The sequence below is a fragment of the Adhaeretor mobilis genome (assembly GCF_007741515.1).
GTDB lineage: Bacteria > Planctomycetota > Planctomycetia > Pirellulales > Lacipirellulaceae > Adhaeretor > Adhaeretor mobilis.
This window is the reverse complement of record NZ_CP036263.1, coordinates 2,028,682-2,045,000: the sequence shown is the minus strand read 5'-3', so window position 1 is coordinate 2,045,000 and position 16,319 is coordinate 2,028,682. Positions and strand designations below refer to the sequence as shown.

The window sequence follows — 16,319 nt, the reverse complement described above, 5'->3', positions numbered from 1 at the left end:
GTCTCGCTCACTTCACTCTCGTGACTTGATGCGAGCTTCGTATTCTACATCGAATCAGGAGGCTGACAAGTGCTAGCTTCCCGATTCTCAAAAGAAAAATCTCACCTGAGTCTGGCGGCTGAAGCCGTCGGCCCCACGTGAGAAGTAGGAAATATAGCTATCGGCCCAGAAGAGTCAACAGCTCTCTTCGTTTTTCTGGAAAAAGGGTTCTCTTGCCAAAGAGAACCTTACCGCCTGGGCAAGCTGAAGGGAGGAATGACGTCGAAAACGCAAACGAGGAGTCAGTGCCGCTTGCGGCTTAGCCGACCACAGAACACGGTACCCAGCACGAACATCGCAACGCTAGTTGGCTCAGGTACTATCGCACTACTGAAGGACGAAGCGACTCCGCTCCCATACTGATCATGCCACAGCGCCAAATCATTCGCATCGACTTCACTATCTCCAGTGAAATCGCCATCGACTTTCGCGGGAGAACTCGTGCCAAAGCCGGCTTGCCAATCGAGGAAGTCGCTGCCATCGACCTGGCCGTCGTCGTTCGCGTCTGCACTAGGCAAGTCCGAGTTGAGTCGAAGGACCAGTTGCGAGAAAGGCTCCAACTGTAATTGGCCGCTTGTGAGGTCCGTATATTGCCACGCCCCAACGAAGGGATCTCCTCCGCTCGGCACAAAGTTGCCCGAGGCTTGCACTACTGCTTCTTGGTATTCGTCCGGATTTGCCACCGTGAACGAATTAGTCTGGCTAGACGCATTCACAAGCCATACGCCCCACTCGAAGTCCCAGGCGATCACCTCATCGGGATCGATGCCGGAGTCTTGACCGTAGATTCCGCTGGCTTCGGTAACCGGCAGTTGCGGCGTAGAACCAGCGGACGTGGGGTTGGCCAAGTTGAGCCACTGGTTCCTTGCAAACGTGAAAGTCTCTGGCAAGGTCTCCGGACCAATGTTTACCGCGGTGCTGTACTCACCAGGCGTATCGCTGAACACGATGGAATTGTCTCGCACGACTCCGTTTTGTGTGTCCACGATGGGGTTGCCTTGGTTTTCGTTCAAGATGCGAACCGTCCAGTTCCTTGGCCGCTGGACATAATTGTGATGAAACAGCCCGCCGTCGATGTTCACAAATGAAAACGCTGAGACGCCGCCGATTATAACGTTCCCCTCGGCAATGATTTCATCAGCCTCGTAGCCAGAATCTCCATCAAGAAAGCGGAAATACTGTGTGCCTGTAGAACCACCTGCCTGGATAGCCCGCCCTGCCCCGCTGGGTAGCTCGATGCGGTTGCCGCGGATGGTGATGTCCTTGCTGCCCCCTTTAGGCCGCACGGCTGAGGCGACCGTCGTTCCTGGATCGAAAAAGTAAGAGTTCTGGATCACCCCGCGATGCGAGCCCACCATGTCCACGGCGCTCCCCCCGTTGCCCCAATTGAGAACTTCCACCTGATCGAGAAGAAAATCGTTTACGCCGGAGAGCTTCACGCCGTCGTGATTGCCCGAGGAACCGATATCGCGAAACGTGACCCGACGGAGCGTGATGTCCGTCGACGGCGTCGAGATGTTGCCACCATCGTCGATATTCACACCATTGGCCGCTTGACCCTCAAAAACAAGGTCCTGCAGCGTGACTGACTGGGCAGAGCTGAGCTGGATGCCATTGGTGCCGCCCTGGATAACGGCCCGATTGGCCGGATCGACGCTGCGGATCGTTACGTCCGAGAGCCCCAACCGGTAGCGGCCACCGTTGTAATTGCCGGGCTGAAGGAGGATGTTGTCCCCCGGAGAAGCGTTGCTGAACGCCGAAGCGAACTGGGAGTTGTCGGAGACATGGAAGTCGAAAGCCCCAGCCTGACTGCCGTTGCAGACCCAGCTGGAAAGCCAAAGAATCGCTATACCAAATATGCGCAGCTTCATCGCGAACGTCCTCTGATCTAAGGCTTCCCCCCCCCGGAAAAGCTCTCCTGTGTACGTTCCTTCCTCTCAAGAGTTCAACTTAGGAGGGAAATCCTAATGAGGCAAATTTTTCTTTAAAAGCAGAGATGGTATCGGGATCGGGACAACCTGGCTCTCAAACTGCCCACTGCCCACTGCGTACTGCCCACTCTATACTAGAACCTATGCCAACCCGCGGCGTTCGAGGCGCCACTACCATCGAGAAGAACGATCGCGAGGAGATCCTCATCGCGACGCGTCAGCTATTGGCGCTGCTGATCCGCCAGAACGACATGGCTCCCGAAGACATCGCCAGTGCGATTTTCACCACCACGCCGGACATCGACGCGGAATTCCCGGCGCTAGCCGCCCGGCAGATGCGATGGCTGGATGTACCATTGATCTGCAGCCACGAAATGACTGTGCCGGGGAGCTTGCCACTGTGTATTCGCGTGTTAATTCACTGGAATACGGAGAAGCCGCAGGCGGAGATCGAACACGTTTACGTGCGAGAAGCGAAGCGGCTGCGGCCCGATCTCTCCAAGCTACCACCAGTCGATTGGGAAGAGCTGGAAGTGTGGATCAACGAGCAGATGGGAGAGAGTTGAGGGACTAGAGGAAAGCTCAGCACTTGAGCTCTCCTCTAGTCCCTCAACTCTCACCGCTGGACTCTTCTAAGTACCCGAGAGAGGATTTGAACCTCCACCCACTTGCGTGGACATGGACCTGAACCATGCGCGTCTGCCAATTCCGCCACTCGGGCCTATCAGGCAATTTCTCAGAATGGAGGCGTGCGCACAAGGGGAACGCATTTCCCAGTGTCGAAGCGTTTTGAAAAAGGGGAAAGGGGAATGCCGAAAGGGGAGTACATCGGGAAATCTAAAATAGCCGCAACCTAACAGGTTGCCGGTGCCCTGCGAGCAAACTCCCGGCAACCTGTTAGGTCGCGGCTGTTTTCCGTACTCCAACTGACACCTCCCCTTTCCCTTTTCTGTCAATACCGCGGCACGCTCACATCCACCTCCAGTGCCCACACCTCAATCCCGCCGGCCATCGACTGGGCGCCCGTGTAGCCCTGCTCACGCAACCAGTTGGCGACCTGGAGGCTCCTCCCTCCGTGGTGGCAGTGTACGACGATGCGTTCACCCTGCTTGCCGTCGAGCTCGCCTACGCGTTCAGAGAGCTCGCTCATGGGCAGCAGCGTGGCCGCCTCGATCTTGGCCGTTTCATACTCGACTGCCTCACGACAGTCCAGGAACACAAAGTCCTCACTAGCGTCGAGCGATTGTTTGACGTCTTGGCAGGTAACTTCGAGGGGGAGTTGGTTCATTGGGGCGCTGGTTGTTGGGCGCTTGGCGCTGGTTATCTGGTGGTAAGTTTCATGGCGATTTGGCCGCTATCGATTACACGATCGTATCAGACCGCTCAGCATCTTGCCGAGTTTGGTGGTTGTTTCGTGAGCCTGCTCTGTCTCCTTCGGATTCAAATACCCCAAATCTTCTGCGATTACTAACTGTGTTTCAACCTCAGCCAATGAGCCTCGCGCGATCGTGCAGAAGCGCCTCAATTCATTGTTTGAGCTGCGAGCATGGCCTTCTGCAATATTTGAGGGTATAGAGACCGCAGCACGACGCAACTGACTGGAAAGACCAAACTGCTCGTCCTTCGGAAACGACGCGGTGAGTCGATAAATTGCTGAGGTAAAGTGCATGGCTAATTTCCAGACGTCAAGCTCTTGATAGCCGGCCATTAAAGTGCTCCCGTAATTAAGGCGCTAGCGACTGGACGCTAGGCGCTGGTTTTGGCTTGTAGGCTGAGAACCAGCGCCTAGCGCCCAATAACCAGCGCCCAATGAAAAACCGCCGCGGCAGCCTAAGCCACCGCGACGGTTCGATTATTACGCTAACTAAGCCAACTTCGGCCTAGTTATTAGGAATCACTTCGCCACCGTTGCGAGTGACCTGAGCCATATAGACCGCTGGGTCGATATCGTCAGTGATACTCGTACCGTGGGCATCCATGAACCCGTGCAGCACGATGCCACCGGAGTGAGCACTACTTGGACCAAAGATGCGCTCCTTCGAGCCGTGCGGGTTCTGTGCAGCCAGCTGGTATACCAGGGCGGTAGTAGGACTACGCTTATAGTCGCTACCAACGTTCAGGGAAACCACGGTTGTGGCATCAACGGGTTGTAGCGTCGCAGGCTGCCCCACGGGGATAGCAACCTTCTCGACCTGACCTTGACCTGGCAGGATACCAACCACGTAAGTCGAGTAACCACTGATCCAGGAGCCGTAAGTCTCCTCGCGAGACTCGGTAAAAGCAATCGTATTGGAGGAACCATCGCGAGCAATACTAGCGAAGGTCGCACCCTTCATGCGCTGTCCAGCAGTCGTTGGAGCCTTTGCGAACACGATCGCACCATTACCAACGGTTTGGCCCTTGCTAGGGTAGATAAATTCTGGACCGGCGCTATCAGTTGCCGCACCAGTACCCGAGGAATCGAAGTGCGTCGAAGCCACAGTAACGTAATTGCCAATGGCAGGTTTATTGGACACTCCGTAGTCGGCTGCCGACTTCACTTCTTCCGCACCAGGGAAACTGGGGCATACAAAAGCGGGGACTTTCTGCGAATAGGCATACAAATCTTGGCCACTGGAATCTTGACCGATGATCAGATCATTCGGTGCTGCCAAGGCTGGCAGGAAAGGCCCGATCTTGCCTTTCAGCGAAACCGCGTCGGCACGATTGACCAGTGTGTCACCTTCCATAAATCCCAGCAACTGGTACAGAAAGCTGTAACCATCGCCATCGGTCCATCCTGTAGGGTCGCGAAGACTCTGGTCATTGGATCCCCCAAACTGGATCGTCGGATCGTAAGCTGCGGTCGATGCCAGTGGGATGCGATCCTGTTGCGCACTGATGTGGTTTTGGATCGCCAGATTGATTTGCTTGATATTATTCAAGCACGAATTACGCCGGGCCGCTTCACGGGCCGCTTGCACGGCCGGCAGCAATAGGCCGACTAACACACCGATGATGGCAATCACCACCAGCAGTTCGACGAGGGTAAAACCTCGTCTGGGACTCTGACACTTGCGTTCCATTTTGTGTCTCCTCTCAAGAGAAAAACGAAAAAAAAGGGAATGATGAAAAGCCCAGCCACCCGCCAGATACAGCGAAATAAATAGAGTGGCTGGAATAAAACACTCGTCAACACATCCAAACTCGTTGCACGCCAACGGGCGCCCAACTTCCCAGGCTCTTTTCGACACGCCCTTGGTTGCTTTCGCACTGCCGAGGGCGTTAGTCCATAAGAGTCGCGGGACACTACAGTGTAGACATAAACGGCAAGTGCTGTCAATTCGCCAAGAAACGATATTCTGCGGGCTTCTGCAGCGTTAAGTGCTGTCGGTTACGTGGTTTAGGTGGATTGACGCACGTCAGTAAGGCCAGAACGAGACGCATGAGTGCCGGTAACGACAAAGAGTAGCTAGCCTTTGATGCCGTGCAATTGGATAGCCGCGACACTTCGTCCACTTCAAGGAATGCCTGCTCTGGCAGATTGCTCGGACAAGTGTCTAGCGCCGCTTGCGGCAAGAGGCCATCAACCCCTGCCCCTGATGCCTTATCGCCTCTTGTGCTGCGCACACCGACACAACTCCCTTGCATCTAGAAGAGTATGGCTGCGCATTTCTCGGAGTAAGTGTCGGTGCTACCCGAATGATCGAGTGGTCTCTAACTGACCGGCCAAATATTACGGCCTACTGACTGACATCCCTTGGTACTCTAGAATCTGTCGATGCCCTCATTCCGATTGGCCATTTCCGATTCAAGCAGCCGCGATTCTCGTAGCCTTCAAGCGAGAATCGCTGACTACCGCCGCGTCCTAGAAGACAACGTCCTAGAACATGGTACCGCTCAAGACGCGGCCAGTCATTCTCGCTGGCGGGCGCTTTGGATCTGCGCGTCGCAGCATACGGTTTCATATCTGCAAGCACATTTGGCCGCGGGGCGAGGAGAGCCTAGCAAGGCCCAACTCTCGCCTGGGGCACTGCTAAGTCCGGGGATTGGCACTTTCGCGCAGCTTGCCGAAGCGTTGCTCGTGCAAGCTGATCAGCGAATCTTGCCACTTTCTAGCCTGGAACGTCGTTGGGTCCTCGGTCAGCTTGCTAAGCAGGCGTTGGCGGAAAAGAAACTCGTCTACTTTGCTCCCATCGCAGCGAGCACCGGTTTTGCCACGCAGGTGGAGGGCTTGATCGTCGACCTGAAACGGCGCGACATCTGGCCGGAACAGTTTACTAAGGCTGCTCGCTCAGTCCGTGAGCGCGAGCTGGGCCTGCTCTACGCGCGTTATCAAGAGCACCTCATTGAGCACAATCTCTACGATGCGGAAGGGCGATTCTGGGCGGCGAGGGAAGCGCTTACCAACAATGCAAACCTGGCTACCGGCTTGCAACTCATCCACGTGGACGGCTTCGGCGATTTCACCACCGCACAGCACGACATTCTGAAGCTGCTGACCGCACGCTGCGATTCGACGCACATCAGCCTGCCGCTGGATTCAGCGGCGAGTGTTCAATCACCAGGTGATCAATCCAGTCGCAACGACCTGTTCGCCAAACCTTTGCGGACGCTAGCGCTGCTTCGAGCCAACTTAGGCCAGCCGGAAGTCGATGGAACGGATCACCAGACGCAGAACAACACTTGGGAAACTCGTGAGCACCTGCTCACGAATCTTTTCCGAGACTACGCCGCCGTTAAGCCACCCTCGAAACAGGCGATTGCCGGACTTCGGCACATTGAAATCGTGGCCGCTAGTAGCGAGCAGCAGGAAGTGGAGGCGATTGCCACCCGCGTGAAGCGGCTCCTGCAAACGGGCGTTCTGCCGGCGGACATCGTCGTTTGCTTCCGCTCGCTTGGCGATGTTTCCGATCGGCTGCGCAGCGTGTTTGCCGACTTTTCGATACCCGTGCAGCTCGAGACGCGCCGGTCACTAGCGACCGCGCCAGCAGTGCGCCGCTTGGTGCTGCTGCTCTCGCTGCACACTCAGGACTGGGCGTATCGCGACTTGCTACGTGTTATCGGGGATAGCGGCATCGTCCTGACTCCGCAGGCTGTCGACAAGGGTGCTGATACGTTCCCCAAACTTCGACGCACTCTGGAGCGACTAATTCGCTCCGCCCAACTCCCCCGTGGCAAGCGTGCCCTGCTGGAACAGTTGTCCGCGTGGGCGAAGCATGAGCAAGCTGAGGAGATTGCCGCGGGTATCGTCGAACCAGAGAGCTCTCCCACCGAACAAGCAGTTGCCGTACTTCGCAGCCTAGCCGAATTGCTAGAAACCTTGCCGAACCGCGCCACACCCGAGCAGTGGATCGAAAGCTGTGAAGCACTTGCACAAGCGTTGGGTATTCTGCAAGGCAAATCAGGAGAGGATCGCGCGCAGAGTGATTGGGAAACGCTGGTCGCTGGCCTGGAGCGTCTCGGCAACTCTTGGCGACGGTTTGACTTACTGAATGCCAAAGTGGTAAAGCCTGAAGCAACGAAGCCCGCTGACTCTACGGGTTGGTCACTCGCCGATTTTCTCTCTGCGGTGCAATACGTTGCCTCGCAATCCCAGCGTCAAGAGACTTCAAGCGGCGATAGTGGCGTGCTCACCACTAGCGCAGAGAATGTTCGTCACCTCCATCCGCGTCACCTCTTCTTGGGCGGCCTTGGCGAGCGCTCCTTCCCTGCGCCAGGTCAGAGCGATTCGCTTCTCAGTGTTGGCGAATTAGACCGCCTTGCGGCCAGCGGGAGAGCAACAAGCAACGCAGAACAGCAGCACAGCTCGGATGAGATGCTTCTGTTCTACCAGCTCGTCACCAGGCCTGCAGAGTCGCTCACTCTTTCCTACCCGGCGCTCGATGCCAAGGCCCAACCCCTGGAGCCGAGCCCCTATCTGGCCGACCTGCGGCGGGCTTTCGGCGAGTCCGAAGTACCGACCACGACGCTACCACTGGGAAGTCTGGCTGACGGTGAAGATGCAACAGCACCGCTCTCGCGCAGCGGCGGGCGTCGCCATGCCGTGTCAGCACTGCTGGAGGGCAAGCCGCGACCGCTCGTGCAACTCTCCGGCACATCGCGCGGCAAGCGATGCGGAGAGTCGATCCTGGCAGCACTAGAAATGATCAACAGTCGCAGCCGGCGCGAGCAATTTGGCATGTGGGAGGGGCTCTACACAAGCGATGCCTCGAAACGGCAATTCGCCGAACAGTTCGGAGCCCAGCACTTTTGGAGCCCCAGCCAGCTGGAATCCTACGCCGCCTGCGGCTTCCGCTTCGCTGGCGAGCATGCGTTAAAGCTGGAGCCGTTACCGGAACTCACGCTGGAAACCGATGTGCGGCATCGCGGTAGTTTGCTGCACGAAGCACTGGCCACAGTACACGAGCAGATGCTCAATGCGCCCAGCGAGACGCTACGCGTCGAGATCGTAGAGCGTTTTATTGAAGTGCTGGAACAAATCGCCGCCAGCCAACAGATCTACGGCCTGCCTGGCGCGTTGCGAGAAATCCAGCGGCGCGAATTGGCCAACTGGGGGGAGAACTTAGCTGGGCAAACGGATAACTATCAACGCATGTGGAACGACTTCGACGTTCCGCCGCGGCCGACACACTTCGAGGTGCGATTCGGACCCGGGAGTCGCCATGCGGACGAGCAACTCGAATCGCAACTTTCCAGCAGCGAAGCTTACGAGCTAGTCATTCCTACTGCCGCCGGGGGCAGCGAGACAATTCGCTTCACCGGCCAAATTGATCGGCTTGATGTAGGGCGCATCGAAGGACAAGAAGTTTTCAACGTGATCGACTACAAGAGTAGCAAATCACAGAAGGTTGACTTGTCGAAGCTAAGTGCCGGCACACAGTTGCAGCTTCCGATTTATGCTCTCGCGGCTGAAGAACTGCTCATGCGTGAATCGAAGGCACTCGCCTGGGAGGCCGGCTACTGGAGCGTACAAGGCGCCGGCTTTGGCAAGGCAACCGCCAAGGGCAAACACACACCGCAACTGAAAATGCGTGAAGAGGTCGACGGCAATCTAGAGGTCACAGCAACGTGGCTGCAAGCGAAAAGCCAGCTTGTCGAGCGAATTACAGAACTGATTGCCGGCATTCGGCAAGCTGACTTCCCCGTGTTCAACGACAACAAAGATTGCACAAAATTCTGTTCGCTAAGCACCATCTGCCGCATCGCCCAGATCAGAAGCCTCGATAAACAATGGCCGCCCCCTGAAGAGTCCAAGATCGAAGAAACCGCGTCAACCGAAGGTAGCGGGGACGCGAGATGAGCCCTATTTTGGAAACCACACTCACCCTACAACAGCAAGCCGCGCTCGACGCACATGACCGCAGCGTTTCGCTCGCCGCGGGTGCTGGCTGCGGGAAGACGTTCGTCCTTACCGAACGCTTCCTTTCCTACGTCGATCCGCGTGTCCCGGAACCGGCAGCCGAGTTGGGCCAGTTGGTGGCGATCACCTTCACCGATGCTGCGGCGCGCGAAATGCGAAAACGCATTCGCGAACGCTGCTGGTCGCGGCTGAGGAGTGCCCATCAAGCGCAAGGCCCAGCCGCTGAGGAGGCAGCCGTCTGGCAGAAATTATTGCGGGCTCTCGATTCTAGTCGAATTAGCACGATTCACTCCTTTTGCGGCACGTTGCTACGCAACCACGCCGTCGAAGCGGGACTCGATCCACACTTCGAGCAGCTCGAACCGGCCGCGGCCGATCTGTTGCGTATCGAAACCATCGACGACGCACTCCGTACGCTGCTGATCGATCGCAACGAAACGGCTCTCGACTTGGCCGTAAGCTTCGGGCTTGCCCCGCTGCGCGGGCATCTGATGAAACTTATCCGCGACACCCCAGCTGCCGTGTTTGAGAAGTGGCGCGGCGTGAGCGCCGACCAGCTCATTGAGACTTGGCAAGCAGCGTACAGCTTGCAGTTGGCACCTTTGCTGATTGCAGATTTGCTGACCCTCCCCGAATTGGAGCAGCTGGAAACGCTTTGCACGACGATCTCTGCTGAGACGGACGACCTACGGGAGCGGCTTGCCGACATCCACGCGACGATTCACTCCATCAAGGAGTCCGCTCCCACGGAAGCTCCGCTCGAAGAACTAAGCAATCTGGCGCAAGCACGTCCCGTGATGGCGAAACGGCACTGGGCGGCCCCCCAGGAGTATGAACAGTATAAGGCAGCTTGCAGCAAAGTTCGCGACGCGATCAAGAAGAGCCTCCTCGGCACGTTCACCGTCAACGAACACACCGAAGCGGCTGCCCAGCGGGGGCTCGACCTGTTTGCACTGGCCGACTCGATTTCGCAGACTTTCACAGACATCAAGCGTGAACAGAGCAAGCTGGAGTTCGACGACTTACTGGAGCTGGCGCATCGGTTGCTTACCGATCCGCAGCACTCGGCTATTCGCCAGAGATTGGCCCAAGATACACGACTGCTGATGGTCGATGAGTTCCAAGATACCGATCCACTACAAGTGGCCATCGTGCAGGCTTTTTGCGGAGACGCCTGGCGGGAGGAAAAGCTGTTTGTCGTTGGCGACTTCAAGCAGTCGATCTACGGCTTCCGCGGTGCGGAGCCAGAGGTATCCAACCAACTCCGAAAAGATCTGGCCCCCGAGGGGCGACTGTCGCTCACCACAAACTTCCGCAGCCAGCCAGCTGTCCTAGACTTTGTCAATGCTCTTTTCGTCGATGCCTTTGGCGAGGAGTACGAGCCACTCATAGCGAATCGGCCTCAGGTTACCCCCGAGCCGGCCATCGAGTTTCTTTGGTCGCCTGTTGAAGACAATGCTGCGGGAAAACCGGAGGCGAAAGAAGTCTCGCGCCAGAGGGAAGCGCACTGGATCGCTCGCCGATTGGTTCAGCTCCTCGAAAGTGGCGAGTCGTTGGTCGGTTGTAAAGACGATCCCGAAGCCGCCCGTCCGCTCGAACTGGGCGATATTGCCGTGCTGCTGCGTTCGCTCAGCGATGTGGCGGTGTACGAGGAGGCCTTCCGACAGCACGGACTCGACTATTACCTCGCCGGTGGGCACGCCTACTACGCTCAGCAGGAAATCTACGATGTGCTCAACTTGCTCAAGGCTGTCGACAGCGTGGCCGACGAAATCGCCCTGGCCGGTGCGCTCCGTAGCCCGTTCTTTGCTTTGCAAGACGAAACGCTCTTTTGGTTGGTCGAAAAACACGGTTCACTCAACGAGGGGCTCTACGCGGAGCGACTCACACCGGAAATCTCCCCAGCAGAGCAAGCCAAGCTGCGACGCGTCGGCCAGACCTTGCGCCAACTTCGAGCCCAGAAAAACGAAACGCTGGTTGCAGAACTTTTGCTCGAAGCGATCGAGATCACCGGCTTCGATGCTTCGCTGCTGAGTGAATTTCTCGGTCATCGCAAAACGGCCAACGTGCAAAAACTCGTCGAGCAAGCCCGTACGCACGATCGCACCTCGCCCGGCGACTTGGCAGGCTTTATCACCCAGCTGGGCGAATTCGTCGTCCGAGCGCCCAAAGAGCCGTTGGCCGCAACCCAGGCTGAGGGGAACGTCATCCGTATTATGACGATCCACAACGCCAAGGGATTGGAGTTCCCACTGGTGGTGGTTCCCGATCTCGAACGAAAGGTACCCAATGTGAGCAGAGACCCTGTGTTCGACCGCCAGCTTGGCCCGTTGGTGAAAAACTTGGACGAGGACGGAGACAAATTCCCCGTGGGTCTCGACTTATACCGTTACCACTTGAAGCGGCAAGAACAGCAGGAGCGCGACCGCGTGTTCTATGTCGCCTGCACGCGGGCTGCCGACTTTCTCATTCTTTCGAGCAGCGTCAGAAACCTAGAGAAACCCGAGCAGGACCCGCTCAAGCTGCTCTCCACTCGGTTCGATCTAGAAACCGGCGAAACGACCAACCCGTTGCCCGAGGGTTATGCAACACCACAAATTCGTGTGATCTCTGAGGAACCGGAGCTCGGCGGGAAGCTCATTGGTCGCACCCATCGTGCAGACTTGACGGCAGTACTTTCTGAAGCTCGCAGCAAGCTTGAGAACCTTCAGCCAATACCAACGCCCGCAACTCTCAGCCGCTCAGTAGTGCCGGCATCCGGACCCCAGCGATATTCCTTCTCGCGACTCTCCGGCGTGTTCACCCCGGCCAGTTCCTCGGGACGCAGAGGCAAAGCTAGTTCCCAAAGCCAAGCGGATGCCCGCGCCTTGGGCACACTCATTCACGGGGTACTCGAACGGCTCAACTTTAGCACGCCCGAATCACTTACCCCGGAATCAATCGCATCACTTTGCCAGTTCGCTGCTCAGCTCCATGCACCACGCAACGCCACGAAGCATACTGCCGCGGCCGCAGAAATGGTCACACACTTTGTTGCATCTCCCCGAGGCAAGGAGTTGGCGAATGCCAAAGTGCTGCAAAAAGAAATCGAATTCCTGCTCCCTTGGCCCAAACCTGTTGGCGAGCTCGAACCTACCAGCGAGCCCACGCCACGTTACTTCCAGGGATATCTCGATTGCCTTTATCAAGATACTCAGGGACGATGGAAGCTGTTGGACTACAAGTCGAACCGCATCGATTCAGCGGATGATCGCAAACAATTGGTCGAACACTACGCCATGCAGATGTATCTGTACAAGCAGGCGTGCGAATCGGCCCTGAATGTCTCAATCGAGGAGGCAACGCTTTGCTTCCTATCCAACAAGAGCGAACACACTTATGAGTTTGATCAACAATCGACAGGCGAAATCAGAGACCGCATTGAATCGACCATCGCTATGCTCAATGATGTGACCAAGTAAGCTTCGTCACCGGTTGTTCGCAGCACACGCATCTCAACACTAGACTTTCCTTTGGAATCCACCAATACCCAACGCGAACTGGCACTCGATGTGTTGCGAAAGCTGCGCGACGCGGGCTACGAGACCTACTGGGCGGGCGGGTGCGTACGCGATCAATTGCTGGGTATTGCGCCCAAGGACTATGACGTGGCAACCGGCGCCACGCCCGAGCAGGTGCGCGAACTGTTCGGCAAGCGCCGCACCTTGGCCGTGGGTGCGCAATTCGGCGTGATTGCTGTGCTCGGCAAAAAGGGCCATGACCCAATCGAGGTAGCCACCTTCCGCAGCGATGGAGCGTATGTCGACGGAAGACGACCGGCAGAAGTGGTGTTCACCACAGCCGAGGAAGATGCCGAGCGCCGCGACTTCACCATCAACGGCATGTTCCTTGATCCGCTCGCCGACAACGAAGAGGAGCAAGTCGTCGACTACGTCGGCGGGCGCGAAGATTTGCAGCAGCGTACGATTCGCGCCATTGGCGACCCGCACGAACGATTTGAAGAAGACAAGCTCCGCCTGCTACGCGCCGTGCGTTTTGCCGCGTGTTACGACTTCGAACTCGATCCGGTCACGCGTGACGCGATCAACGAGATGGCCAACCAGGTGACTGTCGTCAGTGCAGAACGTATCGGTGCAGAGCTGAAACGACTGCTCACGCACGATAACCGAGCGCGGGGAGTGAAGCTACTCGCTGAGACTCGTCTGCTTGCCGCTACCCTCCCCGAGCTGGCCAACCTGCCTGCCGAGCAATCCAACTGGCAATCGCTATTGGAAGTGCTTTCATATTTGGAGACCCAGTCACTGCCAACGGTACTTGCAGCGTTGCTGGCCGGTACCGTAACACCACTAGAATCAAAAGCCATCTGCCGGCGTTTGCGGCTCACCAATCAAGAGGGCGATCAAACGGCTTGGTTGTTGGCACAGTTGCCGCTGATTGACCAAGCGGAAGCACTCTCGTGGCCCAAACTGCAACGCATTCTCACCGCTCCCGGGAGTGAGGAACTGATGCAACTAGCCAGCGCCACTTGGCCAGCGGATCATAGGGGGCTAGGTCGTTGCCAAGAATTGCTGCAACTACCGCCCGAGCAGCTCAATCCGCCGTCGTTGGTCTCCGGCGACGACCTGATCTCGCACGGCATCGCACCTGGCAAGCACTTTTCTACGCTGCTGGAATTCTTGCGCGACGAACAGCTCGAGGGGCGGCTTCACACGCTGGCGGACTCTCTCACTGCCGCCGACCAGTGGATCGCAAGGCATCAACCCTAGCCGCTTGCGGCTTAACGGCGGTGGGTATCGTCATCCACCGTCTCGCTTCTGCAGCGTGAGAAAGCTGCGAGAGGAAACAGTGATTTCACGACTGAAAAAAGTCAGTTAATCCGCTAGAATGGAACTGCCTCGGGAAGCAGCACGAATGGATGCATTCGCGCCACTCTCATCGAGACAACTGCCCAGGTACTGTTGCAAGCAAAAGTCGGCTGGCAAAAATCACATCGCAAGTGACAAACCCCTACCGATAAAGAGCTTGCGACGATTTACCAGCAATAGCAATACGGACTTTTGCTCTCTAAAACGTGTTTTCTGAGCAATAAGCAAAAGTATTCCCCCCCTGAACAATCCGGAAACCCACAATGCTCGACATGACTTGGCTGGACGCCGTCCCCGCACTTCTGGCTCAAACCGCGCCAGAGTTGATCGACCCCAACGGTGCCGCGCCTGCCGGTGAGGCGTTACAACCCACGGTCGATGCGAAGTACATGCTAGGCATCACCAGTCGCGTGCTGCACATCCTCTCGGCGATCGTGCTGGGCGGCGGACTGTTTTATCTGAAGACGGTGTTTTCTAAGAAAAGCGATGGTGCATTTGCCGATCGCCGCGGCGTGTGGGCCAAGTGGGTTGGCATTGCGAGCTTGCTGTTGATCGTCACCGGGCTATACAACTTCTGGGCGATCAACAGCACCGTGAAGGCTGACGGGGCAGAGCTACCCAAGCCGTATCACATGCTGTTCGGCATCAAAGCGCTACTGGGGGTTTTCGTTATGTTCGTGGGTTCCATTCTCGCTGGCAAAACGGAGGCGGCAGACAAGTTCCGCGCAGCGATGCCAAAGTGGCTGAACCTCGGTTGGGCGGCTGTGCTGGCAATCGTGGTACTTGCCGCTGTGATGCGTAGCTTGAGCGTGCCACTGCTCTAATAACGACAATGTCTCGCGCAGAGACGCAGAGACGCAGAGATTTACAATCAGATAAAAACGGGCAGAATAATCCTACAAAACAATGAGTGTTAACTGTCGTTTCGAATTCTTATTATGCAACTAGATAACTCCGCGACTCTGCGCGAGACCTAGATTCATAAAAGTCAACCGAGTGTAGAAACACTGAAGAGGTATCACATGGACAAGAAAGCCAAGAAACGTATTGAAGTCATCCGCAAGAAAATCACCTCCAATCAAGTGCTGCTAGCCGCGGCGAAGGAGCAGCCGGACGATCCTGACGAACCGGCTCGATTGGAAGCAGAGATCGAGAAGCTCAAGGCCGAGATGGCGGAGCTGAAATCGAGCTAGCTGGAAGCTTTGCCTGCGGCCGCTTCAGCCTCGACGGCTGAGACTTGCCCAGCGTGAGGCTTTGCCACCTCGGCAGTCTGCTCGGGTAGTCGTGCGACTTCCACTTCGGGTGCTGGCTGGCTTTCTGCAGATTCGGCTTCGGCCGCGGCGCTGGTAGGCGTTTTCGGGGCGAACAACATTAGCTGATCAATCACGGAGTTGTGCCAGTCTGCATCCAGCCAGCTGGCGCTTTCAAACAGCTCGTCGACCATCGTGGCCTTGCGTACCGTTCGAAGTGCAGCGCCGAACAGATCGCCGCGAGCCTCAGAATCTTCGGCTTCCGCGGGCGTGCTACGTGAAGTTGCTTTGCTGAAACCTTGGGAGTCAAACACCGTTTTTTGCAGCAGTGGGTCGCTCTTGCCCTGGGCAACAACATCTGCATGAGCCGAAACCGAAACAGCGATCGTCTGCAGTTGGATTTCCGAGGCGGCAACTCCGCTACGCGAAGCAGGGACTTGCAGTACGGTATTGTTCCTACCAACAGTGAGTGCAGTGGTTGAGTATTGAGTGAGCACGGGCGGCCCGTCGTTATTCGCCGTGCCGTCGTTCGTCTCGCAAAAATTGTATCCCGTGAGCGAATCCCCCGCAGCGACTTCAATCTCACCCACTAAATTTGCCGCAAGGACTTGCCCACCCCCTGAACCCACGTGAGTGCCCGCGTTGCCTAAGCCCTCAGGCTGTCGTTGTAGTACCGCGTAGAGCCCTGGCTGTAGCCCTGTAAACTCGTAGGCGCCTGTTTCATCGGAGGTAGCTGTTTGTAGCGATTGCCCCTGCTCATCGAGCAAGAGCAGCGTAACCTCGGCAAGCCCTTGTTGGTGATCTGTCTGACAGGTTGGCGTACTTGTCAGATGAACTCGACCCGCAAGACTCGCCGTGGCGATATCGGCACTCGCCAGATCGGCTGCCAAGA

The 16,319-nt window shown here is 56.9% G+C and carries 11 protein-coding genes and 1 tRNA gene; 6 read left to right on the top strand and 6 right to left on the bottom strand.

Annotation, left to right across the window (positions count from 1 at the left end; translation table 11 throughout):
* Positions 1-281: 281 nt before the first annotated feature.
* Entirely contained in the window at positions 282-1,910 is a 1,629-nt protein-coding gene (locus HG15A2_RS07980; RefSeq protein ID WP_145059510.1) for a PEP-CTERM sorting domain-containing protein, read from the bottom strand.
* Between the two features lie 203 nt (positions 1,911-2,113).
* On the opposite strand from HG15A2_RS07980, the gene aroH reads away from it, so the two are divergent.
* Entirely contained in the window at positions 2,114-2,536 is a 423-nt protein-coding gene (aroH, locus tag HG15A2_RS07975; protein ID WP_145059508.1) for a chorismate mutase, read from the top strand.
* 71 nt (positions 2,537-2,607) lie between these two features.
* Here aroH and HG15A2_RS07970 read toward each other — a convergent pair.
* The 4 genes from HG15A2_RS07970 to HG15A2_RS07955 all read right to left on the bottom strand — a co-directional run bounded on the left by HG15A2_RS07970 (position 2,608) and on the right by HG15A2_RS07955 (position 5,035).
* A tRNA-Leu gene (locus HG15A2_RS07970) sits at positions 2,608-2,691 on the bottom strand.
* Positions 2,692-2,922: 231 nt separating this feature from the next.
* A complete protein-coding gene (locus tag HG15A2_RS07965) occupies positions 2,923-3,258 on the bottom strand; it encodes a rhodanese-like domain-containing protein (RefSeq protein ID WP_145059506.1) in 336 nt (111 codons plus the stop codon).
* Positions 3,259-3,324: 66 nt separating this feature from the next.
* On the bottom strand, positions 3,325-3,678 hold the full coding sequence (locus HG15A2_RS07960; protein WP_145059504.1) for a four helix bundle protein: 354 nt from the start codon (positions 3,676-3,678) through the stop codon (positions 3,325-3,327).
* A 172-nt stretch (positions 3,679-3,850) separates the two neighbouring features.
* A complete protein-coding gene (locus tag HG15A2_RS07955) occupies positions 3,851-5,035 on the bottom strand; it encodes a DUF1559 family PulG-like putative transporter (RefSeq protein ID WP_145059502.1) in 1,185 nt (394 codons plus the stop codon).
* A 695-nt stretch (positions 5,036-5,730) separates the two neighbouring features.
* Between HG15A2_RS07955 and HG15A2_RS07950 the strand changes: the two genes are divergently transcribed.
* From HG15A2_RS07950 to HG15A2_RS23865, 5 genes are all read left to right on the top strand, one after another.
* On the top strand, positions 5,731-9,252 hold the full coding sequence (locus HG15A2_RS07950; RefSeq protein ID WP_145059500.1) for a PD-(D/E)XK nuclease family protein: 3,522 nt from the start codon (positions 5,731-5,733) through the stop codon (positions 9,250-9,252).
* Positions 9,249-12,773 (top strand): UvrD-helicase domain-containing protein, encoded by a 3,525-nt coding sequence (locus tag HG15A2_RS07945; protein ID WP_145059498.1) that lies wholly within the window; start codon positions 9,249-9,251, stop codon positions 12,771-12,773. The genes HG15A2_RS07950 and HG15A2_RS07945 overlap by 4 nt, the downstream gene beginning before the upstream one ends.
* Positions 12,774-12,824: 51 nt before the next feature.
* A complete protein-coding gene (locus tag HG15A2_RS07940) occupies positions 12,825-14,078 on the top strand; it encodes a CCA tRNA nucleotidyltransferase (RefSeq protein WP_145059496.1) in 1,254 nt (417 codons plus the stop codon).
* A 362-nt stretch (positions 14,079-14,440) separates the two neighbouring features.
* Complete coding sequence (locus tag HG15A2_RS07935) at positions 14,441-15,001, top strand: hypothetical protein (RefSeq protein WP_145059494.1); 561 nt, start codon at positions 14,441-14,443, stop codon at positions 14,999-15,001.
* A 198-nt stretch (positions 15,002-15,199) separates the two neighbouring features.
* Positions 15,200-15,370, top strand: coding sequence for a hypothetical protein (locus HG15A2_RS23865; protein WP_218932401.1), 171 nt, complete (start codon positions 15,200-15,202; stop codon positions 15,368-15,370).
* On the opposite strand, the gene HG15A2_RS07930 is transcribed toward HG15A2_RS23865, so the two are convergent.
* Complete coding sequence (locus HG15A2_RS07930; protein WP_218932400.1) at positions 15,367-16,317, bottom strand: MSCRAMM family adhesin SdrC; 951 nt, start codon at positions 16,315-16,317, stop codon at positions 15,367-15,369. The two genes, HG15A2_RS23865 and HG15A2_RS07930, sit on opposite strands and share 4 nt — an antisense overlap.
* Between the last annotated feature and the right edge of the window lie 2 nt (positions 16,318-16,319).

Bases quoted from the DNA above. Each gene is read 5' to 3' on its own strand.
- HG15A2_RS07960 (WP_145059504.1), bottom strand. From the start codon at position 3,678: ATGGCCGGCTATCAAGAGCTTGACGTCTGGAAATTAGCCATGCACTTT.
- HG15A2_RS07945 (WP_145059498.1), top strand. From the start codon at position 9,249: ATGAGCCCTATTTTGGAAACCACACTCACCCTACAACAGCAAGCCGCG.
- HG15A2_RS23865 (WP_218932401.1), top strand. From the start codon at position 15,200: ATGGACAAGAAAGCCAAGAAACGTATTGAAGTCATCCGCAAGAAAATC.
- HG15A2_RS07980 (WP_145059510.1), bottom strand. From the start codon at position 1,910: ATGAAGCTGCGCATATTTGGTATAGCGATTCTTTGGCTTTCCAGCTGG.
- HG15A2_RS07950 (WP_145059500.1), top strand. From the start codon at position 5,731: ATGCCCTCATTCCGATTGGCCATTTCCGATTCAAGCAGCCGCGATTCT.
- HG15A2_RS07935 (WP_145059494.1), top strand. From the start codon at position 14,441: ATGCTCGACATGACTTGGCTGGACGCCGTCCCCGCACTTCTGGCTCAA.
- HG15A2_RS07955 (WP_145059502.1), bottom strand. From the start codon at position 5,035: ATGGAACGCAAGTGTCAGAGTCCCAGACGAGGTTTTACCCTCGTCGAA.
- HG15A2_RS07965 (WP_145059506.1), bottom strand. From the start codon at position 3,258: ATGAACCAACTCCCCCTCGAAGTTACCTGCCAAGACGTCAAACAATCG.
- aroH (WP_145059508.1), top strand. From the start codon at position 2,114: ATGCCAACCCGCGGCGTTCGAGGCGCCACTACCATCGAGAAGAACGAT.